This is a genomic window from Pusillimonas sp. DMV24BSW_D (genome assembly GCF_011388195.1).
In the GTDB taxonomy this organism is placed as follows: domain Bacteria; phylum Pseudomonadota; class Gammaproteobacteria; order Burkholderiales; family Burkholderiaceae_B; genus Neopusillimonas; species Neopusillimonas aestuarii.
Genome location: NZ_CP049990.1, coordinates 2989905 through 3010907, shown reverse-complemented (window position 1 = coordinate 3010907; position 21003 = coordinate 2989905). Strand labels below are relative to the sequence as shown.

Genomic DNA, 21003 nt, shown 5'->3' with positions numbered 1-21003 from the left:
TGGTTTCTTTGCGTTCGTTCGGGAATTTAATCTATGACTCAATATCGTTCACTGAATCTTGTTGCCAAATCGTGGTTGGATCAGGGTAAGGCAGGTTTGCTGCCGGATCATCCAGGCAATGATAATGATCCGGGCCGGAAAGTGGACGTCCCGTCCCTGGACGACCGGTATGAGCAAGAGAACGGCGCCGTTTTTTTAAGCGGTATTCAGGCGTTGATTCGATTGCCCATCGAGCAGATGCGACGCGATCGGCGTGCAGGCTTAAGTAACCGGGCGTTCATTACCGGTTTCCCCGGGTCTCCTTTGGGTGGTTACGATATCGCGCTGAATCAGGCGCGCAAGATGCTGGATAAGTACGGTATCAAACACTTGCCCGGACAGAACGAAGAACTGGCTGCGTCAACCTTAATGGGTACGCAAATGTTGAATGAGCATCCGCACCCGGATGTAGACGGCGTAGTCGGTTATTGGTATGGAAAAGGCCCCGGTGTGGACCGGTCGGGCGATGCCCTTAAGCACGGTAATTTTGCCGGCACCAGCGAACACGGGGCCGTCGTGATTCTAAGCGGTGAAGACCACGAAGCAAAAAGCTCAAGCGTGCCTTACCAGCAGGAATTTGCCTTTGAACATCATGGTATGCCGGTGTTATACCCAGCCACCGTTTCGGAGTTTCTTGAGTATGGTTTGCATGCTGCCGAACTATCGCGATATAGCGGTTGTTGGGTGGCATTGAAGCTGGTCGGGGCGCTATGTGACGGTGGTGAAGTAGTGCATTTTCGCCCTGATCAGTTCAAGGTAATAACGCCCAAACTCAATGTTAATGGCAAGCCATTCAAGAAAGTGGCCAACCATAAGTTTTTCCCAGTCTTCAACGTTGAAACCGAACGCCAGTTGTATGTTGAGCGGCACGCCGCCGCCTTAGCCTATATCAAAGCGAATAATCTGAATCGCATTACTGTCTCCGGCAATCACGACACTATTGGTGTTATTTCGGCAGGGAAGTCCTATGCCGACACCATGCAGGCATTTGAAGATCTCGGCCTGGATGAGGATGGGTTGCAGGCCGCTGGTGTTCGCGTTGCCAAAATCGGTGCGCTCTGTCCTTTGGATTACGATTTTGTTCGGGAATTTGCCCGGGGTTTGAAAAAACTGATTGTGGTGGAAGAGAAACGCGACTTTCTTGAACGGCAAATTGGGCGGGCTGTTTGCGAGATTGGTCCCATGCGAATTGTTGGCAAGTTCGACGAGGACGGCCAAATCCTGTTCCCTCAGGAAGGTGGCATGAACAGCGATATGGTGGCTGTTTTGCTAAGCAGGGCGTTGGCAAAAGACATCAACCTACCGGCGCCGTCGGGCTGCCGTCTGGGAGAGCTGGATGACATTGCGAAGCGCGATTACGGTGCCCAGCCGCGCCGTACCTTGAATTTCTGTTCCGGCTGCCCTCATAACGTGTCGACCAAGCTGGCTCCGGGTCAAATTGCCTGGGGCGCACCGGGTTGTCACGTATTTGCGGCCATTATGGAGCGGCCCGACAAACGTATTGAAGCGGTGACGCAATTGGGTGGAGAGGGCCTGCCCTGGATTGGGCTGGCTCCTTATACTTCTCGCAAACATATTGTTCAGAACCTGGGCGATGGCGCGCTGATGCATTCAAGCTACATGAACATTCGGTTTGCCGTTACAGCCGGGGTGAACATTACGTTCAAGATCATGTTCAACGGGGTCATTGCGAACACCGGTGGGCAAGAGTCGGTTGGGTCGCCTTCTGTTTACGACCTCGTGCAGCACCTGTCGCTGGAAGGCGTAAAAAAAATTGTCATCATTGCCAAAGAACCGGAACGCTATAACGGCAAAGCCATGCCCGCGAAAGTTTCCCTTCGCACGGTCCCCGATCTTGAACCCTCCTTAATTGAGTTGTCGGAAATTGAGGGTACGACCGTACTGATCTATGATGGGGAGTGCGCCAATGAGCGCCGCCGACGTCAAAAGCGCGGCAAGCTGCCTCCACCCGCCAAATACACGGTGGTGAACGAAGATGTTTGCGAAAACTGTGGGGATTGCGGGCAGGTGGCCAATTGCATGTCGCTGCAGAAGGTCGATACTGAGTTTGGCGCGAAAACCCAAATTCATCAATCTTCCTGTAATCAGGATCAGGCTTGCATTAAAGGCGAATGCCCCTCCTTTGTGACGGTCGAAGTCAGCGAGGGAACGCGTTTGCGCAAGCCGCCTTTGCAGGAAATTGATGCCTCCACATTACCCGAGCCTGTTTTGCCGGCCATCAGTACCCCCTATAACGTCTATGTTCCCGGTTTGGGCGGAACCGGTGTCATTACGGCAAATGCAATTTTGGCGCAAGCCGCGACGCTGGATGGCAGCGAGGTGAAGAGTTACGACCAGACTGGGGCTGCCCAGAAGTGGGGGGCGGTGCTGTCCAGCCTCATTATTTCTGCGCCCGGTCGCCCGGTGATTTCCAACCGGGTGGGTTTCGGTAAAGCCAACCTGTATCTGGCGCTTGACCTGCTGGCGGCGGTTGATAAGAACAATCTGGCGTGTACCAAGCCCGGCCTGACGCAGGCGGTAGTGAACTCCGACGTCATGCCCAGTGCCGATATGATCCGAGACCCGCGCATTGTGCTCCCCAAAGACGATATGGTGGGCACAATCGCGCAAGCGACAGACGGCAAGGCCGTGGTGGTAGTTGATGCGCGCCGCATTGCCGAAGGCCTGTTCGGCGATTACGTCATGACAAATATGGTCACCATTGGCGCGGCTTATCAAGCCGGCCTATTACCTATTTCGGCCAAGAGCATCGAAACGGCCATTCGTATGAATGGTCGCCAGATCGAGGTGAATCTATTGGCGTTCCGTGCCGGTCGTATGTCGCAGTGTGATCCCGAAAAATTGACGCAGATGCTGCATCGTCCCTACACCATCAATGCCGACAGAGTTGCCGAGCGCGCACGCCGCGGCTTGGATGATAGCCGGGTTGACCGTTTGGTCGCCCAACTGGGTTTGGGTGATACAAGCGCACGGTTACAAGCCTTGATTCGATTGCGTGTAGCCGATCTGATCGAATATCAAAGTGAACGTTATGCTGCGCGTTACATTAATCGTTTGAAGCAGGTTTTGCAGCTTGAGCAAAGCGCCACCAACGATCAGTTCGACGGCACCCTGACAGAGACAGTGGCGCGCAATCTGTACAAATTAATGGCATATAAAGATGAGTATGAGGTTGCTCGTCTACTTATGCAGGAAACCTTTAAAGCTCGCGTTCAGGAAATGTTTACCGGCCCTGTGCGGTTGAAATTCAATCTTCAGCCACCGTTCATGCGTTGGTTTGGGCTGAACCGGAAAGTGGCGATGGGGCCCTGGATTCGCCCTGTGTTGTCTGTGTTGGCGAAAGGTAAAGCATTGCGCGGTTCACCGCTTGACCCATTCGGTTACTTGAAAGTGCGTCGTGAAGAGCGTGAATTGATTGCCTGGTATGAGTCGCTGCTTGACAGTGTTTTGCCCAAAGTGTCGGCTACCAATATGGGAACGATCAAAGCGTTGTGCGCATTGCCCGATGGTATCCGCGGCTACGAGCATGTGAAATCGCAAAACGTTGAACAAACCAAGCAGAGGGCGAGGGAGTTACTCACTGATTTAGAACAGGGGCGCGGAACGCCACGAGTCATTCCCGTGGCGGTCTCTCTGTAGTTGGTTGCGTTTGGTTATCGGAACAGACTATTGATGTAGTCTGCACCGATACCCACTTTTTCGTAATGTTCACGGCACATTGCTATGTAGTCGTGAACATCGAAATGGCCCTCGGAGTTGCCTTCTTCGTCCAGCCATATCAGTGGCCCTTTAACGATAAAGAATACGCGCATCGGGTCTTCGTGCTCGTGTGCAACCAGCGTGTGGCCTTCGCCCGGCGTTTCGTAAACGAAGTCACCCGCGGTCGCCACCCAGTCATGTTCAAGATAGCTCCATTTGCCCGAGATGGTGTAGGCAAAAACCTCGTGGGGATGGTAATGGCGATTAACCATTCCGGGCGCATCTGCACGCAGAATGTCGGCCCATTTGTTTTCGGATGGTGAAATCCATAGCGGCCGCGAACAGACAGTTTCACTGAACGGAACGTAGTATTTCATGTCGTCGGTGGCCGCGTTTGAAATATACGCTTCCGGTTTGGCGTCGGGTTTGAATACGTCTTTGATTGGGGGAATTGAACGCCAGAATTCATTTCCTTTTGATTCGCTCATGGCATGTCTCCTTTAACAATAAAACCAGTGCTATGCTTAGTCATTCTAGAAAAAGACACTGTGCTTGTTTTTTCTCAGGGCGACAATTTATATGCAACTGAAGCACAAGCTGGTCGATCAAGTATCCGGCCAATATGTTCCGATAACAGAGGCGTCCACCGACCAGGTTGATCCTGAGCATCGGATCGCATATTGGGAAGAACATAATGCAGTTGAACTCATCGGCTTGACGTGTCGGGAATTGAATGGCGTTGCTTTGCAGGCATACGAACGCAACTACGACTTGGGCCGTGTTCGTTTAAGCGATATTCGCGGCTCGTCGCATGAAATAGAGCGTGGCCCGTCGATGGTCAGGCGTCTGCCTAAAGATGCCTTGTTCGCCAGTGTATTGGTCGATGGCCGTGGCTATTTTCTGCAAAATGGTCAGAAAGTGTGGCTTGAACCTGGAGACGCGGTGCTGTACGCCACTGATCAGCCTTATTTGTTCGGGTTTTCAAAGCCAATGCGGCAGATTCTGGTTGATTTGGATATACAGATGGCGCAATGCAAAGGTTGGCCGCGATTGCATGGGCCTGTGCTGGTCGGTCAAAATCATCGGCTCGATCGGTATGACATGATTTCGTTTGTGAGTATTCTGACCAAATTTGTTCAGCTACCGGTGCAAAGCCAGGCGAATTGCGTGGCGACGAGTGTTCAATCACTCATCGGGCGGGCAATGGGTACAACGGTTTCCCGGGGGCGCGACTCAACCGCTCAACTGCGTTATGCGCGCGCGAAAGCTTTTATTTCGGAAAGGGCCGCGAATTCCGGTTTTGATCGCGAGCAATTGGCCGCTTTTATGGGGATGTCGCTTCGTACATTGGAGCGTCTATTCGTGCAATTTGGCTCGACACTGACCGAAGCGGTTTGGCAACAGAGGTTAGAAAAAGCGCGCGACCTGCTCACCATGCCGTCGACCCAAACCTTGCCTATTGCGGAAATTGCGGGGCGCTCGGGGTTTGTCTCTCAAGCGCACTTTTCCACGGCGTTTCGACGGTTTTACGGTGTTTCCCCACGGCAGTTTCGTGAACAGTGTTTAGTTGTTAAATGAGTGCCGGTTGATTGGGTTATGGTGGTAAACGGAGAGGGATTATGCAAGTATTGGTAATAGGAGGAAGCGGTTTCATTGGCCGCCACTTGATCGCCCGTCTGGTTGCCGACGGACATTTTGTTTCGGTGCCAACGCGTCGTTACGCTCATGGAAGGGCGCTCTTGCCGCTGCCCACTGTCACGTTACATTCAGGCGATGTTCATCGGGAAGAGACACTGGCACCTTTAGTTGAAAAAGCCGACGTTGTTGTGAATCTGGTAGGCGTACTGCACAGCCGCAACGGTACGCCATGGGGCCCTGATTTCGACAAAGCGCATGTGCAATTGCCGGAAATGCTGGCCCGCTTATGCTGTCGGTATAAGGTTTCCCATTTTGTTCATATTAGTGCCCTGGGGGTGTCAACAGATGCGCCCAGTGCGTATTTGCGCTCCAAAATGGAGGGCGAATCACGAATTCAGAATATTTTCGCTGCCTCGCAAATGCGTAACTGGACGATATTTCGTCCTTCAGTCGTTTTTGGACCCGATGACAGGTTCATGAACCTGTTTGCGCAATTGGCCTGTTGGTTGCCTGTTTTGTTCATAGCCGGGGCCGAATCGCGCCTGCAGCCGGTTTTTGTGGGCGATGTGGCCAAAGCGATTACCGCAGTGATGGGGCAAAGCCGGCATTTTGGCCAAGTGTATGATTTAGCGGGGCCTGAAGTTTATACCCTGGCGGAACTGGTGGCCCAGGCGGCTCGGTGGGGCGGGCACCCAAGGCCCGTCATTGGTTTGCCGGCCAGTGTGGCGCGCCTCCAGGCTTGCTTTTTGGAAAAGCTGCCCGGAGACCCTTTAATGTCGCGCGATAATCTGGAGTCGTTGAAGGTTGATAACGTAAGCGCAACCCCTATGCCCGCCTCGCTTGACATGATTCCCACACCCCTTGAGGCTGTTGCCCCGCGGTATCTGGCGCGGTGGCGTTAGCTTCTGAGTTATGCTTTGGCTGCGTCAAGCGCCTGGCGGATATCGTCAAGAATGTCGTCGATATGTTCAATACCGATCGACAAGCGAATCATATCGTCGGTAACACCAGCCGATTTCAGCTCTTCGGGGCCTAACTGACGGTGCGTCGTTGATGCCGGATGGCATGCCAGCGATTTTGCGTCGCCGATATTGACCAGCCGCAGAATAAGTTGCAACGCGTCGATAAATCGGGCGCCCGCAGCGTGGCCGCCTTTGATGCCGAACGACATAATGCTTGCGGGTAAACCCCCAAAGTATTTTTTAGCCAGACCATGTTCGGGATGGTCCGGCAGGCCGCCGTAGTTCACCCAGGACACTTGCGGGTGATTTTTCAGAAAGTTGGCGACTTTCAGCGCATTTTCATTGTGCCGTTCCATCCGCAGTGACAAGGTTTCAATTCCTTGCAGAATCAGGAACGCGTTAAATGGCGACAAGGCTGCGCCGGTATTACGCAAGGGAACGACACGGCAGCGACCAATGAATGCCGCCGGGCCAAATGCTTCTGTATAAACGACACCGTGATACGAAGGATCGGGCTCGTTCAACATGGGGAAGCGGCTTTTATGCTCCGCCCAGGGAAACTTTCCTGAGTCGACAATGCAACCGGCAATGGTGGTGCCATGGCCTCCCATGTATTTTGTGAGCGCATGCACCACGATGTCGGCGCCGTATTCGATGGGACGGCACAATGCAGGCGATGCCACCGTGTTATCGACAATAAGTGGTACACCATGACGATGCGCGGCTTGGGCTAATGCTTCAATATCAACAATATTGCCGGCCGGGTTGCCGATTGTCTCGCAAAATACGGCTTTGGTGTTGTCGTCGATTAAAGCCTCAAGGGCGGCAACATCGTTGTGCGGGGCAAATTTAACGGTAATACCTTGGCGTGGAAAGGTATGAGCAAAAAGGTTGTAGGTGCCGCCATAGAGTTTGCTGACAGAAACAATGTTGTCGCCGGCTTGGGCAATCGTTTGGATTGCGTAGGTAATGGCGGCCATTCCGGATGCCACCGCCAGGGCTGCCACGCCGCCTTCCAGTGCGGCTACACGTTCTTCCAGCACGCCGTTAGTGGGATTCATGATGCGCGTATAAATATTGCCGGGTACTTTCAGGTCGAACAGGTCGGCACCATGCTGGGTGCTATCGAATGCGTATGAGGTTGTTTGGTAAATGGGAACGGCAACCGACTTGGTTGTTGGGTCGGGTTTGAAGCCGGCGTGAACGGCAAGTGTTTCAAGTTTCATAATGAGTTTCTCACAAAAACTGTGTTAGATGAATGTCGGGTTTGTTTTAATTGAAATAGCGTGCTCAAGCATAGCAAAACATTCTGGTTTACGGCGCGCGTGACCATTTTCTAACTTTATATGATAATTGCGGTCGGGTAAGTGTTTTGCATATGAAACGGGTTCTGTGCACAATTGCGTGTAATCCTTATGTAAACCATTGCAACAATCCAGAATCGGGTTGGCACTTGCGTTAGCATTACATATAGTTGCGAACACAGATGGCACGGCGCGTCCGGAGTCAAAGGCATTTCATGAAAGTTTGGATCAAGCGTGTATTAATTGGGTTGGTGGCAGTCTTTTTCCTGGTACTGCTGGGTATTGCTGTATTTCTTCTAACATTCGATCCCAATTCATACAAAGCGCGCGTTCAGGACGAGGTATTTCAGCGCTATCAGCGTACGTTGAGTATCGACGGCGATATTGCGTTGTCGGTGTTTCCGCGTCTTGGTCTTACCGTAAATAAAATCTCGATTTCCGAACCGAACAGTGATTCGGTGTTTGCGTCAATCGACCACGCACGCATTGCAGTTGCAATATGGCCATTGGTGTCAAATCGATTGGTAGTCGATCACATTGCGCTCGACGGGCTTAAGGCGTGGCTAAAGCGCTCTCCCGAAGGTGAGTTCAATTTCGAGGATCTGATCCACGCGACGGGTTCAGATGCAGCGGTAGCCCAGGCAACTGAAATTCTCGCGCCGCCTGCCAAACCCCTGGGTATCCCTGAAGCGCAAGCTTCCGATTTAGCAACGGGCGTACCCGACGAACGTACTGATTTGCAGATTGATATCGCAGGCCTGGAGCTTCGCAACAGCGAGGTGCATTATTTTGATGCGAAGGATGGCTACGATATTCGCATCGTTGGGGTTCAGCTGAATACGGGGCGTATCACGTTCGATCAACCATTCGACGTATCGTTAAATGGGCGCCTGCAAGGAAGTCTGCCGGCCACCGACGCTCAAATTCAAGGGCAGGCTGCGGTGCGTATCGACCCGGTTAAGCGAGAATATTCCGCTCAGCGGATCAATGTGCGTATGGTTGGCTCAGTGCATCCATTTCAGGCCGAAAGTGCTTCACTGCGTGGCAATCTGGCTTACAGCGCCTTCAGTCAGCACCTGAATGCTGGGAATCTTGATTTTGAAATGCAAGGGCGCATTGCCGGCAAAACGCCGGTTGAATCTTTAAGCCTTGAGCTTACTGCACCCAGGTTGCGTGTCGACCCCAGTCGTCGTGAGTTGCAGGTACAAGATCTTGCCATCCGGGGTTCCGGCGATATGCCCGACGGGAATGCGTTAATCGAACTTGATGCTCCCCGCTTGTTGATTTCACCGGAAAAGGCCGAAGGTGAAACTGTTCTGGGCACACTGAAGCTTGAGGGTGAGTCGGTTCTGGGCGTGGCGTTGGAAATGACGGGGTTGAGCGGGAATGCACTGGATTTGAATTTGAAAGAGCTTAAAGTTGATGGCAATTTAAAGCAGGGTGATCGTTTAATTCAAGTTGATATGTCATCACCTGTACGCTGGAATGCCATTAACGAACAGTTAGGGCTCACTGCAATTAAAGGCGACGTCCAAATCAACGCGCCGGTGCTGGGAGACCAGGGGTTCGAATTCCCCCTTATCGGCAGTTTGGCAGTCGACTTTCTTAAAAGCACGCTTTCGAGTGATATGAACGCGGTACTGAACGGAAGTCAGCTAAGTCTTAAAACGAGGGTCGATCAGCTTGATAAGCCGGTGATCAATCTCGACCTGAATGCTGAAGAGCTGGATTTCGATAAATTGTTTCCGCCTGTTCAAGTGGCTAAATCAGAAGAAAACGCCAAGGGCGAGGCGTCGGAAAATCAGTCGGATGAGGCTGTAGAAGAACAGGCGAATCAGGGCGCCGCCAAAGGCGAGCCTGTAAAAGCGCCAGAGCCGGCATTAATTGACCTTACATTCCTGAATGAGCTTAACCTGACCGCCAACGCCAAAATCGGGCGGCTGGCCGGCAGGGGCTTTGAAGCATCCGATGTTGTTGCTGCAGTGCTTGCCAAACAGGGGCGCCTCGATGTAACCCGTTTAACCGGCAAGCTCTATGATGGTTCGTTCACTGGTAAAGCCGGTGCAACGGTAGCCAATGAGTTTTCAACTCAGCTTAATCTGTCCTCTGTTTCGGTGGGCCCGCTTATGCGGGCGATTACCGGCGAAGAGCGTGTCACGGGTACGGGTAATGTATCGCTGCGTCTGTCGACGCAGGGGGAAACGGTTCGGGCGTTACCGTCGGCGCTCGCCGGCGACGTTAAAATTGCGGTGCGAGATGGTGCAATAAAAGGAATCGATTTACCCCGGATTCTGGGTCGTGCCTCGCAAGCCATAAAAGATTTGTCTGGGGGTACGGGGTCCAGTTTGGGCATTTCGGAGAACCTCGATGAAGAAACGACATTCACGTCGCTAGATGCTGATTTACGTTTTGCCAAGGGTGTCGGTACCTTAAGAAAACTGGCCATACAGGCGCCGTTATTGCGTATTACGCAAGGTAAGCCTGCCATCATCGATGTCGGCAGGCAGGTCATCGATTTGGTTGTCAATGTGCGTGTCGTTGATACGTTGCGTGGTCAGGGTGCCGAGCAACTGGCCCAGTTGCGGGGTGTGACAGTACCGCTGCGTGTAAACGGCCCGTTTAATGCTTTGAATTATGGCGTTGAATGGAAAGGAATTGGAGAAGCGGCGATTAAGCGGGTGCTTGAGCAAGGCCTCGAAAGTGGGCTGAAAGGTTTGCTTGAAGGGCAGACAAAGCCTGCTGACGACGGTGCGGCAACTGCGTCTGAGCCTGCTGCGAATGATCCGGTGAAGAACATAGGTGAAGCGCTGAAGGGCCTAATCGGGCGCTAGCGCTTCTTGACCGCTGGTTTTGAATACTCGTCAATCTCATAATCGTCATTATGCTAACTGGTTATTGCCCTATTTACGAATGCGAGCCGCTTCCTGATCCAGAGGCGCAACCTTATCATCATCGTTGGTTAATTGTTGATCAGGATGGCCGCGCCCTAAGTGCAAAACAGAGACCAAAGTTGAAAGAGATTCAACTCAGCTTGAGTTTTGGTTATTTGGTGCTTAAGGGCGAAGGAATGTTGCGGATGGATATCCCGCTTGACGTTATCGAGGACGATGAGAGTGTTGTGAGTGAAATTCACGCCGGCATGCGACGTCTTAGAATTGTCGATGAAGGTGACCTTGCCGCTGCCTGGATAAGTAATTTTTTGGGTGTGCAGGGGCGCCTGGTGAAAATTCATCCCGACGAAAAACCACTGTGAGTGTTTCCTGGTTTTTCTAAAGGTGCGTATTACGCTGGTTTGCGTGTCGATGTGAGTTCTTCGTAACGCTCAAGAAGCTGTTCACGGCTTTCACGCCAGTCGGGGTGAATTTCTATACATTCAACGGGGCAAACAACCTGGCACTGTGGTTCTTCAAAATGTCCGACGCATTCGGTGCATTTCGCCGGGTTGATTTCGTAAATTTCTTCACCCATGTATATTGCTTCGTTCGGGCATTGCGGCTCGCAAACGTCGCAGTTTATACACTCTTGGGTAATGTACAGTGCCATATTAAATCGGTTTATTTAGCCTGAGCAGCTTCGCGCCGGGCGGCAGACTTGCTGTGCAGCCAGCGCTCAACCGACGGAAAAACAAACTTGCTGACATCGCCGCCCAGAAGCGCGATTTCGCGCACAATGGTTCCAGAGATGAATTGATATTGATCGGAAGGGGTCATGAAAAGTGTTTCAACTTCCGGAAGCAAATGTCGGTTCATGCCGGCCATTTGGAATTCATATTCGAAGTCCGACACCGCCCTGAGGCCGCGCACGATCACCCGGGCGTTCTCTTCGCGAACAAAGTCCTTAAGCAAACCGGCGAAGCTTTTAACTTCCACATTGGGGTAGTGCCCCAACACTTCTTGCGCGATTTCAACCCGTTCTTCAACGGTGAAAAAAGGGTTTTTAGCCTGGCTGTGGGCAATTCCGACCACAAGGTGATCGAAAAGGCTGGCCGCGCGGCGCACCAGATCTTCATGACCTCGGGTGAGGGGATCGAATGTTCCGGGGTAGACGGCAGTAATCATGGTGTTCTGTGCGTGTAAATAGTTCAGAATCGAGAGAGAAAGTAAGTTTAAGTACTTAGTGTAACTCAGCCTGGGATTTATTATCGTGCGGTGCAGCAATTGTCAGTAGTGCGTAGTGCACTTGCCCGGCGCGCCCTTCGCGCAGCGTTTCAAAGCTCGGCGGCGGAACGATAGGGCTTTCCGCCTCAACATACACCAGACCATTTTCAGCCAGGACCGCTGGTAGTCTGCTCCAAATACGCTCGAGCCAATTTTGACCAAAAGGAGGATCCAGGAGAATCAGGTCGAATGGATTGGCCGTGCGATCGAGTACGTGCAGGGCGTCGCCTGGGAAAACGCGCACGTTGCCCGCCTTCAGTTTGGTTCTAAGCGCGCGCAAAGCGGAGACTGCCTGCGGGCTTGCCTCAACCATTTGAACATGCGCTGCGCCTCTGGACGCCGCCTCGAAACCCAATGCCCCCGTGCCTGCGAACAAGTCGAGGACGTTTTTGTTTTGGAAATCATTACCCCAGAAATAGCCTATCCAGTTGTACAGTGTTTCCCGGATGCGGTCGGGTGTCGGGCGCAAGCCCGGCGCGTTAATGACCGGGATTGGTGTTCGTCGGTAGACACCGCCTACAATACGGATATTGTGTTTTTTCATGGTTGTTCATGCGCTTGAAAAAGGCGGCGTGAGCTGCCTGCCCGCGGGCGAATCGCTCGCCAACTTGGAATAGTGTAAAGCTTATGTTTAGTTTCTTTAAACGTAAATCAAAAGAAGCCGCGCAGGAATCATCAATTGTAAAAGACGAGGTTGAGGTTTCTCAAGAAGAAACCGGGAGGGCCGCGTCAGTTGAGACGGACACCGACAGTCTGGCCATGGAGGGTGCTGCAGCGGAAGCCGAAGCCGAAGCCGAAGCCGAAGCCGAAGCCGAAGCCGAAGCCGAAGCCGAAGCCGAAGCCGAAGCCGCCTGTGTCAAGGCTGAGGAATCGAGCGTTAAGCAAGAGAACGCGGTCGTTGATGACGAAACGTCTGAGGCTGAAACGCCAGCGGACGAAACGCCCGTGCAGGACGTCGCGACGGCTCAGGTCGAACCCGAGAAAAGATCCTGGTTTTCCCGCCTCCGGCAAGGGCTGTCGCGCACAGGCCAGAATTTGGGCGGCCTGTTCGTCGGCGTTAAAGTGGATGAAAGTCTATTTGAGGAATTGGAAACCGCTTTGATCATGGCGGACGCCGGGATGGACGCCACAACGTCGCTTTTAACTGCTTTGCGGGCACGCGTTAAAAAAGAGCGGCTTACCGATGCACAAGCAGTCAAGGCGGCGTTGCAGGAAATTTTGGCCGAGCATTTACGCCCTCTCGAGAAAACATTTCCAGTGGGGCGGCATAAGCCTTTGGTCATGATGATCGCGGGTGTCAATGGCGCGGGTAAAACGACCTCAATCGGGAAGTTGGCTTATAACTTTCAGCTTCAGGGGCACCGGGTCTTGTTGGCGGCCGGCGATACCTTTCGCGCGGCTGCACGTGAGCAATTAATGGCTTGGGGCGAGCGCAACAATGTGACCGTTATTGCGCAAGACGGTGGTGATCCGGCCGCAGTTGCATTCGACGCCGTGAATGCAGGGCGTGCGCGCGACACTGATATTGTGATGGTGGATACGGCCGGTCGCTTACCGACCCAATTGCACCTCATGGAAGAACTAAAAAAAATCAAACGTGTGATCGGCAAAGCGGATGCGCAAGCGCCTCATGAAGTGTTGTTGGTGGTGGATGGCAACACGGGTCAGAATGCGATTGCGCAAATTCGCGCTTTTGATGCGGCCATCGGCCTTACCGGACTGGTTGTGACCAAACTCGACGGCACGGCAAAAGGTGGAACGCTGGCGGCGGTGGCCGCCGGTGCGCAGGGCGTGCGCCCGGTACCAGTGTATTGGATCGGCGTAGGTGAAGGTTTGGAAGACTTGCAACCTTTTGTCGCGTCGGAGTTTGCGGCCGCCTTACTGGGTAGTGAGTAAGTGGTAAAGCTATTGTCTTTTATTTTTTACCGGCCAGGCGGGGTGCCTTTTTTAATAACCTGAAATGCGATTCGGCGTCTTTTTGTTTTTGTGTTTGCATGGCTTTTAACCACCCGATCGCGAACCAGGCTTGGGGCTGTTTTTGGGCTATATCATGAAATAGTGTTTCAGCGGTGTAGTAGTCGTTCAGCTCTCCCAGGTCTTCTTGGGCCTGTTCAAGCGCGGGGCGCAGTTTCGACAAGAGGTTTTTATCCTGCACACCGGAACACATTTCCAGACAATAGCGCAGTCGTTTAACGTCTTTGCGCACATTGTGCTGCTCTTCGATAGGCAGGCTGGTAAATTTCCCCCCCTTTTTTACAATCGCCCGAAGCCATGCGTCCAGGTATTTGGGCAAGGGGTTGCCGCCCTGTTTTTTGGCGCCACTCTCTGATTGTGCTTCCAATTGCAGCGTGTCTCCGAAAATAACCAGCGTTTCAAGCACATCAAGTAATGCGTTCTGAAATGAAGGACTGCTGGTAAGGGAAGCCGGTGCGGTCTGGTTTGCACTAACGCGCGGCATGCGTATGTCGGGCATCCCCGCCAATTTCAGCCGAGGCGCGATCACTGTTCTGAGCACGTCGATATCACGTCGGGCACCCAGTTGGTTGAATGTGTTGCTGATTTTTTCCAGCGCGTCGTCGGGCAGTTTCGGTGCCCACTCACTAAACAGTTTTTGGCATGATTTGAGCCGGCGAATACCAACGCGCAACTGGTGCACATATTCCATGTGCGTGCTGCTGTTGGCGTGCGCTGTGTCGATACCGGCTGTATAAGCGGCATTCTGGGCAATCTGGGTCAGGCATTCGTGGGCGCACTTCAGGTAGGCGCAGGCAGGTGTTAATTTGTTGGTTAGTTTTGGTGGTTTGGCCCGGCAGGGTTTGAATAAGTGATGGTTATTCGGCCGACTCACCGAGGTCACGATGGCTTCACCTGTTCTGGAGGTTTGTACCGATAGCGCAAGGCTTGCCAGTGTGTCACCCCGTTCAGCCTTGCTTCTGGGGTCAAGCATCAGACCGAAGTCAAGCGTCCATTGTTTTGCGACCTCGAACAGCGTTGTTGGCGAACCTTCCACTAATTCGAATTCGACTTCGCAAATCGGCAACTCACGCTCGCCGGCAAACAAAGCGCCCTCGTCAAAAGCAATTTCAATCGTGGTGTTGTCAACGTGGTGTTCATATTGCAGGCGAACCACTTTTGTTTCATAGCGCAATGAAAGTGGGCTGGAAAGGGTGTTTAATACAGTCTGGATTGAGGTATTGTCATAAAGCGCCAGATCAAGGTTGCCGTCGGGCCTGAGATGATTCAGTTCAAGCCGTGACACGGGGTCGGGCCCGGGCGCTTTTACCGTTTGCATCCAACGGCGGCCTTCTTTGCGCATGCGTAATGCGATGCCGGAATCGGCAAGCTCGCGTTCGGGGGTATCGTAGTAACGCGCGTGCAAGGACACCCTGCGTGCTTTGGCGCTGCGAAGGCGTTTTATGATGTCCGCCCGGGCGTGGGTAGGTACATGCAGTTTAAGCTCGCGTTCTATCATTGCGGTTCCGGTTTAGGGTAAGAGTGCCGTTATGATACGCAGTGAGCACGCAAAATATTATGACAAGCGTCAAACTTTTTATGTTTGGCCGTGATCGAACCCACTTTTCAGGCAAACTGCCGATTGCGGCTACAGCTTGCCCCGCACGCGTTAAAATGGACGAAACTTCAAAGAGCTTACCTTTATGACGCAACCCACTTCCATTGATCATGCCCACGAACTTGCGGGCATTTCACCCATTGCAGAGATTATTGCCGAGCTGCGCGCCGGCCGCATGGTTATCCTGGTCGACGAAGAAGACCGCGAAAACGAGGGCGATTTGGTCCTGGCAGCCGATTACGTTACGCCGGACGCCATTAATTTCATGGTCACACACGCACGCGGGCTGGTATGTTTAACTTTAACGGAAGAACGGTGCCGGCAGCTTGATCTACCTCTTATGGCCAGTCGCAACGGTGCGCGGTTTGGTACTAATTTCACCATGTCCATCGAGGCGGCGGAAGGGGTGGAAACCGGCATTTCAGCCGCCGATCGCGCTCGCACCATTCAGGTTGCCGTGGCGCGCGACGCCAAGCCCACCGATGTAGTGCAACCGGGTCATATCTTTCCGGTACAGGCGGTTCGCGGCGGGGTGTTGGTGCGTGCCGGCCATACCGAGGCGGGGTGCGATTTAACCGCGCTGGCGGGCTTAACACCTGCCGCCGTTATTTGCGAGATTCTTAAACCCGATGGCACGATGGCGCGTTTGCCCGATTTGCAAGCGTTTGCCAAGCAGCATAATTTGAAAATCGGCACCATTGAAGATTTAATTCAGTATCGCAGTCAGCACGAATCCATGGTTGAGCGAACCGGGGCGCGTGTCATGCAAACCCCCTGGGGCGAGTTCAATGTGGTTGCTTACCGCGACAAAGCGTTTGGAGCGCCACACTTGGCCTTGTCGCACGGCACAATCGAGTCCGATCAGGAAACGCTGGTTCGGGTGCACGAACCCACAACCATTGTCGATATGCTGGCCGAAGACGGCGCGGGGCATAGCTGGACGGTTGCCGATGCACTGCGCAAAATCAAGGCCGCACCGTCCGGGATTATGGTCTTGCTTAACTGCCATAGCTCGGCCGAGCAGTTTTTCAAGCAAACTGAGTCGTGGGGGGCTCCGCCACCCGAGAAAAAAGTACGCGATGAAAACCGGTTTGATTTGCTCACTTATGGCATTGGCGCACAGATATTGCGTGATCACAATGTCGGTAAGGCCAAGTTGTTGGCCAAGCCCAGAAAAATGCCGAGCATGGCCGGGTTTAACCTGACCATTACCGGTTACGATAACGACCCTGTTACCCACCCCTGAAAGGACTTTTCTCATGAATCCATACACTATGACACCTGATTTAAATGGGGAAGGCCTGCACATCGGCATCGTTCGCGCCCGATTTAATGAAGATATCGGCTTGGCGGAACTGGAGGCATGCCTGAGTGAGCTTGAGGCTTTGGGCGTTGATGAGCGTGACGTCATGGTCGTTTCCGTACCCGGCGCACTTGAGCTGGGTCTGACGCTGGCCCAAATGGCTGAAACTTACGAGTTCGATGCGTTGATCGCGTTGGGGGCGGTGATTCGCGGTGAAACCTATCATTTCGAGCTTGTCAGTAACGAGAGCGCCGCAGCGATGACCCGTGTTGCGCTTGAAACCGCGATTCCTGTCATTAATGGTGTTCTAACAACCGATACCGACGAACAGGCAGAAGTTCGTGCAGCCGGTAAAGGCCAGGATTGCGCGCGTGCTGCAGTTGAAATGGCGAATCTTGCCGCAGCCTTAGAGCCTGAGTCGGAAGACGACTTTGATGAGGAAGACGACGAGGAAGAGGACGAAGACCTTGACGACGAGTAAATCCGAAAAAGGCGCAAGCGCCCCTCGTAACAACCGAAGCGCGCGTCGCCGCGCGCGTGAATTTGCTTTGCAGGGTATCTATGCCTGGTTGCTTAGGGGCGACGAAGGCTTGCAAGAGGCCGGGGCGATAGACGCGCACCTGCGCGATGATGAAACCTTTCCTGAGGCCGACGCGTTATGGTTTAAAACATTGCTGCACGGCGTGTTGCGAGAGGCGGAAAGTTTGCGCAACGCTTTTGCTCCCTATCTCGATCGTTCCGTTGAAGAGCTTTCGCCTATTGAGCACGGCATTTTGCTTCTGGGAAGCTACGAACTGGTGCACCATATCGAAGTACCTTACAAAGTTGCTATTAATGAGTCCGTTGAGTTGGCTAAATCTTTTGGTGGAACCGATGGCTTCAAGTTTGTGAACGGCGTACTCGATAAGGTGGCGGCTGATGTCAGGGCAGTTGAAGTTAATGCAGCAGCGCGTCGGTAAACGCCTGACAATCGGCATTTCATGGAGTGGCGTTGGGGGAGTTTGATTTAATCGCCCGGTATTTCAGCAGGCCGGTTCCCGAAGGGTATTTGGGGGCCGGAGATGATTGCGCGTTATTGCCGTTAAGGCCCGGCAGGCAGTGCGTAGTGAGTACCGATGCACTTATCGAGGGCCGCCATTTCCTGCCCGAAGTGGATCCTTTGACGCTTGGGCATAAATCGCTTGCCGTTAATTTGTCGGATCTGGCCGCAATGGGTGCAACGCCTTCAGGCTGTGTGTTGGCGCTTGCGTTACCCGAGGTTGATGAGCGTTGGCTAAGTCAGTTTTCAGAAGGCTTTTATCGTGTCGCCAATGAGTTTGATTGTCCCCTGATAGGGGGCGATACAACCGGCACCGACCACGGCATTATGATTTGCGTCACGGTGTTTGGGCACGTTACGCCGGGAACCGCGTTGTTACGCAGTGCGGCTCAAAGTGGGGACGATATATGGATAACCGGCTCGCTCGGCGCTGCTCATATTGCACTGAAATTATTGCAGGGGGCGCTGCCGCAGAATGATTCATTGCTGGCGAAAACGCGCCCCATACTTGAGCAGCCCCGCCCACCAGGCTTGTTTGCCGCTCAATTGCCGGGTTTGGCGCACGCCGCATTGGATATATCCGATGGGTTTTTGCAAGATCTTGGCCATATCATTAAGGCCAGTCAATGTGGTGCCCATATTATTTTTGATCACTTGCCCATTGATCCGGCCATTCGCAGTCTACCCGAAGAAACAATACAAGAGGCTGTTTTATCAGGTGGCGATGTTTATCAGTTGTGCTTTACCGCACCCCCAAAACATCGCGACGCCATTGAAACTCTGGCTCAACAGTTTCACACCGAGGTTTCGCGCGTCGGCTCTATAACGGGCGGTGGCGGGCTATTGGTGGAAACGCTGGATGGCCGGCGCCTTACCTGCGCTAACATGGGCTACCAGCACTTTTAGTACAACGGATCATGACTCAACAGCCTGCCCAAGCGCCTTCTGAAAGCACGATTAGTTTGTCATGGGTTTATCGCAAGCCTGATCGTTTCCTGGTAATGGGTTTGGGTAGTGGGTTGCTTCGACCCGCCCCGGGAACATGGGGAACCTTACTTGCCTGGCTGATCTGGCTTGCCGCCTTTTCGCGGCTCAATGATGCTGCTGTCGCACTTGTGTTGCTGGTTGGATTTATTTATGGGTGCTGGGCGTGTCAGCGTGTCGGCAAAGAGCTCAAGCGTCCTGATGACAGCCGAATGGTGTGGGATGAAATGGTGGCGTTCTGGCTGGTGTTGTGGCTTACGCCGCCGGGCTTCTTTGCGCAAATGGCCGCCTTTTTGTTGTTCCGTTTATTTGATATTGTCAAACCACCACCAATCGGCTGGTTTGATGCCCGTTTAAAGAACGGGTTTGGTGTGATGTGGGACGACATTGTGGCCGCGCTGTATGCGCTTTTGGTGCTGGCCTTGTTATTTCAAGTCGGGGTCATTTAGTTCGTGTCGTTGCCGGGGAGATCCTGAATGTACACAGATCAGCAGTTTGATAAATTGGTGGAGTCGGTCGGCGAGCAGTGCCTGCGTCGTGGCTGGATGCTGGTATGCGCAGAGTCTTGTACCGGCGGACTTTTAAGTGCTTCGCTGACGGATATTCCTGGTTCCAGCGGTTGGTTTGAACGGGGCTACGTGACGTACAGCAATGAGGCTAAAGTTGAGCTTCTTCAGGTGGGTGCCGATACGCTTGAGCGATTTGGCGCCGTGAGTGAAGAAACGGCGATGGAAATGGCTGCGGGTGCGCTGGCCAACACCGAAAACGCGCATTTTGCGGTTTCCACAACCGGAATTGCCGGCCCCGGCGGCGCAACATCGGGTAAGCCTGTCGGCATGGTTTGTTTTGGCTTCGCTCATCGCGCCGGGGATGGCATTTCCACTCAGGCCGTAACGCATATATTCGACGGAAACCGCGCGCAAATCCGCCAAAGCGCGGTTGAATTCGCCCTGCAGAAACTGCAAAGATTTATGTCACAGCGTTAATCGCGTTGCGGGTTTCAAGTGCGGCCTGGGCCGCCGCGTCGCGCCAGTTGTCATCGGTGCTTGCATACAGAATGGCGCGAGATGAATTGATCATCATGCCTTTTCCTGCACTGTTTCGACCCGCTTTAACGGTTTGTTCAATATCGCCACCCTGAGCGCCGATGCCCGGAATGAGCAGAGGCATATCGCCGACCCGTTGCCGTACTTTGGCGATCTCCTCGGGGAATGTCGCGCCCACCACGAGGGCGCATTGCCCGTTTTGGTTCCATTTGTCGGCGACCAGGCCGGCTACATGCATATAAACGGGCGTGTGTTGTTCCGTTTGGATAAATTGCAGGTCGGAACCACCTGGGTTAGAGGTGCGACATAGAATAATGACGCCTTTTTCTTCCCATTCAAGATACGGTTTGATCGAGTCAAAGCCCATGTATGGGCTAACGGTGACCGCGTCCGCGTTATAGCGCTCGTACGCCTCAAGCGCATAGTGTTCTGCAGTCGATCCAATATCCCCCCGTTTTGCATCCAACACAATAGGAAGTTGTGGATACTGTTCTCTGATGTATTGGCATAGCGCCTCCAACTGCGTTTCGGCGCGCTGCGATGCAAAATACGCAATTTGCGGTTTAACACCGCAAATATGCGGTGCGGTGCTGTCGACAATAGCTTTGCAGAATTCATAAATGGCATCGGGTTTGCCTTGTAGCTCGGCAGGAAAGCGACGCGGGTCGGGATCAAGCCCAACCATGAGTTGGGAGTCGGCGTGTTGCCAGGCAGAGTTGAGCTTCTCAGTGAATTTCATTTTGACGCGTTGTTAAAATTACAGAAAATGGCTAATGCCAACGGCAGACCACACAGTAACAGCCAGAATAATGGAAAGCATCACGGCGGCGCTTCCCAAGTCTTTCGCGCGGCCGATGAGCGTGTGATGATCCAGTGTGACGGCATCAGCCAAGGCCTCAAGGGCTGAGTTAATGAGTTCGACAATTAAAACAAAAAAAAGGGCGCCAATAAGCAGCGCTTTTTCGGCGATATTATTACCAAGCCAAAGCGCTACCGGGATCAGCACCACCAGCAAGAAAAGCTCCTGCCTGAAGGCGGCTTCGTGTTCAAAGGCGGCTTTGAAGCCACGAGCGGAATAACGCAACGCGTTGGCTAGTCGTCGCATGCCCCGTTTGCTTTTGAAGGGGGAGTTCGGAATCATGTACGTAATATATGGATTGCTTGGGTGGCATTGTAAACGCGACAGGCATAAAAAAACCCTCTTCAACGCATGATGAAGAGGGTTTTGCCTGCAGGGCAC

At 53.1% G+C, this 21003-nt stretch carries 20 protein-coding genes; 12 read left to right on the top strand and 8 right to left on the bottom strand.

Translation table 11 applies throughout. From position 1 onward, the window contains the following. Positions 1 to 33: 33 nt before the first annotated feature. A complete protein-coding gene (locus G9Q38_RS14420; protein ID WP_166132143.1) occupies positions 34 to 3699 on the top strand; it encodes an indolepyruvate ferredoxin oxidoreductase family protein in 3666 nt (1221 codons plus the stop codon). A 14-nt stretch (positions 3700 to 3713) separates the two neighbouring features. Here the strand turns inward: G9Q38_RS14420 and G9Q38_RS14415 are convergent, their stop codons facing one another. Further along, positions 3714 to 4247 carry a 2,4'-dihydroxyacetophenone dioxygenase family protein gene (locus G9Q38_RS14415; RefSeq protein ID WP_114421525.1) on the bottom strand — a complete coding sequence of 178 codons (534 nt, stop codon included), beginning with the start codon at positions 4245 to 4247 and terminating at the stop codon, positions 3714 to 3716. Positions 4248 to 4338: 91 nt separating this feature from the next. On the opposite strand from G9Q38_RS14415, the gene G9Q38_RS14410 reads away from it, so the two are divergent. Together G9Q38_RS14410 and G9Q38_RS14405 are read left to right on the top strand one after the other, a co-directional pair. Next, positions 4339 to 5337, top strand: coding sequence for an AraC family transcriptional regulator (locus G9Q38_RS14410; RefSeq protein WP_166132142.1), 999 nt, complete (start codon positions 4339 to 4341; stop codon positions 5335 to 5337). Between the two features lie 41 nt (positions 5338 to 5378). Beyond that, positions 5379 to 6299 carry a complex I NDUFA9 subunit family protein gene (locus tag G9Q38_RS14405; protein WP_166132141.1) on the top strand — a complete coding sequence of 307 codons (921 nt, stop codon included), beginning with the start codon at positions 5379 to 5381 and terminating at the stop codon, positions 6297 to 6299. An 8-nt stretch (positions 6300 to 6307) separates the two neighbouring features. Here the strand turns inward: G9Q38_RS14405 and G9Q38_RS14400 are convergent, their stop codons facing one another. Continuing rightward, positions 6308 to 7585, bottom strand: a complete 1278-nt coding sequence (locus G9Q38_RS14400) for a bifunctional O-acetylhomoserine aminocarboxypropyltransferase/cysteine synthase (protein WP_166132140.1) — start codon at positions 7583 to 7585, stop codon at positions 6308 to 6310. 293 nt (positions 7586 to 7878) lie between these two features. Between G9Q38_RS14400 and G9Q38_RS14395 the strand changes: the two genes are divergently transcribed. Together G9Q38_RS14395 and G9Q38_RS14390 are read left to right on the top strand one after the other, a co-directional pair. Then, positions 7879 to 10494, top strand: a complete 2616-nt coding sequence (locus G9Q38_RS14395; protein ID WP_166132139.1) for an AsmA family protein — start codon at positions 7879 to 7881, stop codon at positions 10492 to 10494. Positions 10495 to 10541: 47 nt separating this feature from the next. Next, positions 10542 to 10916, top strand: coding sequence for an MOSC N-terminal beta barrel domain-containing protein (locus G9Q38_RS14390; RefSeq protein ID WP_370523895.1), 375 nt, complete (start codon positions 10542 to 10544; stop codon positions 10914 to 10916). Between the two features lie 29 nt (positions 10917 to 10945). On the opposite strand, the gene G9Q38_RS14385 is transcribed toward G9Q38_RS14390, so the two are convergent. From G9Q38_RS14385 to rsmD, 3 genes are read right to left on the bottom strand one after another with little or no spacing between them, the layout of a single operon-like run. Continuing rightward, entirely contained in the window at positions 10946 to 11206 is a 261-nt protein-coding gene (locus G9Q38_RS14385) for a YfhL family 4Fe-4S dicluster ferredoxin (protein WP_166132137.1), read from the bottom strand. 11 nt (positions 11207 to 11217) lie between these two features. Continuing rightward, on the bottom strand, positions 11218 to 11721 hold the full coding sequence (gene coaD / locus G9Q38_RS14380; RefSeq protein ID WP_114421532.1) for a pantetheine-phosphate adenylyltransferase: 504 nt from the start codon (positions 11719 to 11721) through the stop codon (positions 11218 to 11220). A 55-nt stretch (positions 11722 to 11776) separates the two neighbouring features. Continuing rightward, a complete protein-coding gene (gene rsmD, locus G9Q38_RS14375) occupies positions 11777 to 12364 on the bottom strand; it encodes a 16S rRNA (guanine(966)-N(2))-methyltransferase RsmD (protein ID WP_166132136.1) in 588 nt (195 codons plus the stop codon). A gap of 83 nt (positions 12365 to 12447) precedes the next feature. Here rsmD and ftsY point away from each other — a divergent pair, with 83 nt between their 5' ends. Continuing rightward, positions 12448 to 13716, top strand: a complete 1269-nt coding sequence (gene ftsY / locus G9Q38_RS14370) for a signal recognition particle-docking protein FtsY (RefSeq protein ID WP_166132135.1) — start codon at positions 12448 to 12450, stop codon at positions 13714 to 13716. Between the two features lie 19 nt (positions 13717 to 13735). Here the strand turns inward: ftsY and G9Q38_RS14365 are convergent, their stop codons facing one another. Beyond that, a complete protein-coding gene (locus G9Q38_RS14365; RefSeq protein WP_166132134.1) occupies positions 13736 to 15292 on the bottom strand; it encodes a CYTH and CHAD domain-containing protein in 1557 nt (518 codons plus the stop codon). Between the two features lie 184 nt (positions 15293 to 15476). Here G9Q38_RS14365 and ribBA point away from each other — a divergent pair, with 184 nt between their 5' ends. The 6 genes from ribBA to G9Q38_RS14335 are packed head-to-tail and all read left to right on the top strand — an operon-like array spanning position 15477 to position 19703. Beyond that, positions 15477 to 16637: a bifunctional 3,4-dihydroxy-2-butanone-4-phosphate synthase/GTP cyclohydrolase II gene (gene ribBA, locus G9Q38_RS14360; protein WP_166132133.1), complete on the top strand. Its 1161-nt coding sequence runs from the start codon at positions 15477 to 15479 to the stop codon at positions 16635 to 16637. Between the two features lie 13 nt (positions 16638 to 16650). Next, a complete protein-coding gene (gene ribH, locus G9Q38_RS14355; protein WP_166132132.1) occupies positions 16651 to 17175 on the top strand; it encodes a 6,7-dimethyl-8-ribityllumazine synthase in 525 nt (174 codons plus the stop codon). Further along, entirely contained in the window at positions 17162 to 17653 is a 492-nt protein-coding gene (nusB, locus tag G9Q38_RS14350) for a transcription antitermination factor NusB (protein WP_228276147.1), read from the top strand. The genes ribH and nusB overlap by 14 nt, the downstream gene beginning before the upstream one ends. Positions 17654 to 17685: 32 nt before the next feature. Then, positions 17686 to 18639, top strand: a complete 954-nt coding sequence (gene thiL, locus G9Q38_RS14345) for a thiamine-phosphate kinase (protein WP_166132131.1) — start codon at positions 17686 to 17688, stop codon at positions 18637 to 18639. 11 nt (positions 18640 to 18650) lie between these two features. Further along, positions 18651 to 19166 carry a phosphatidylglycerophosphatase A family protein gene (locus G9Q38_RS14340; protein ID WP_166132130.1) on the top strand — a complete coding sequence of 172 codons (516 nt, stop codon included), beginning with the start codon at positions 18651 to 18653 and terminating at the stop codon, positions 19164 to 19166. Between the two features lie 27 nt (positions 19167 to 19193). After that, on the top strand, positions 19194 to 19703 hold the full coding sequence (locus G9Q38_RS14335) for a CinA family protein (protein ID WP_166132129.1): 510 nt from the start codon (positions 19194 to 19196) through the stop codon (positions 19701 to 19703). On the opposite strand, the gene pyrF is transcribed toward G9Q38_RS14335, so the two are convergent. Both pyrF and G9Q38_RS14325 read right to left on the bottom strand, forming a co-directional pair. Next, a complete protein-coding gene (gene pyrF, locus G9Q38_RS14330; RefSeq protein ID WP_166132128.1) occupies positions 19687 to 20502 on the bottom strand; it encodes an orotidine-5'-phosphate decarboxylase in 816 nt (271 codons plus the stop codon). The two genes, G9Q38_RS14335 and pyrF, sit on opposite strands and share 17 nt — an antisense overlap. 18 nt (positions 20503 to 20520) lie before the next feature. Beyond that, positions 20521 to 20868, bottom strand: coding sequence for a diacylglycerol kinase (locus G9Q38_RS14325; RefSeq protein ID WP_370523870.1), 348 nt, complete (start codon positions 20866 to 20868; stop codon positions 20521 to 20523). Positions 20869 to 21003: the final 135 nt, after the last annotated feature.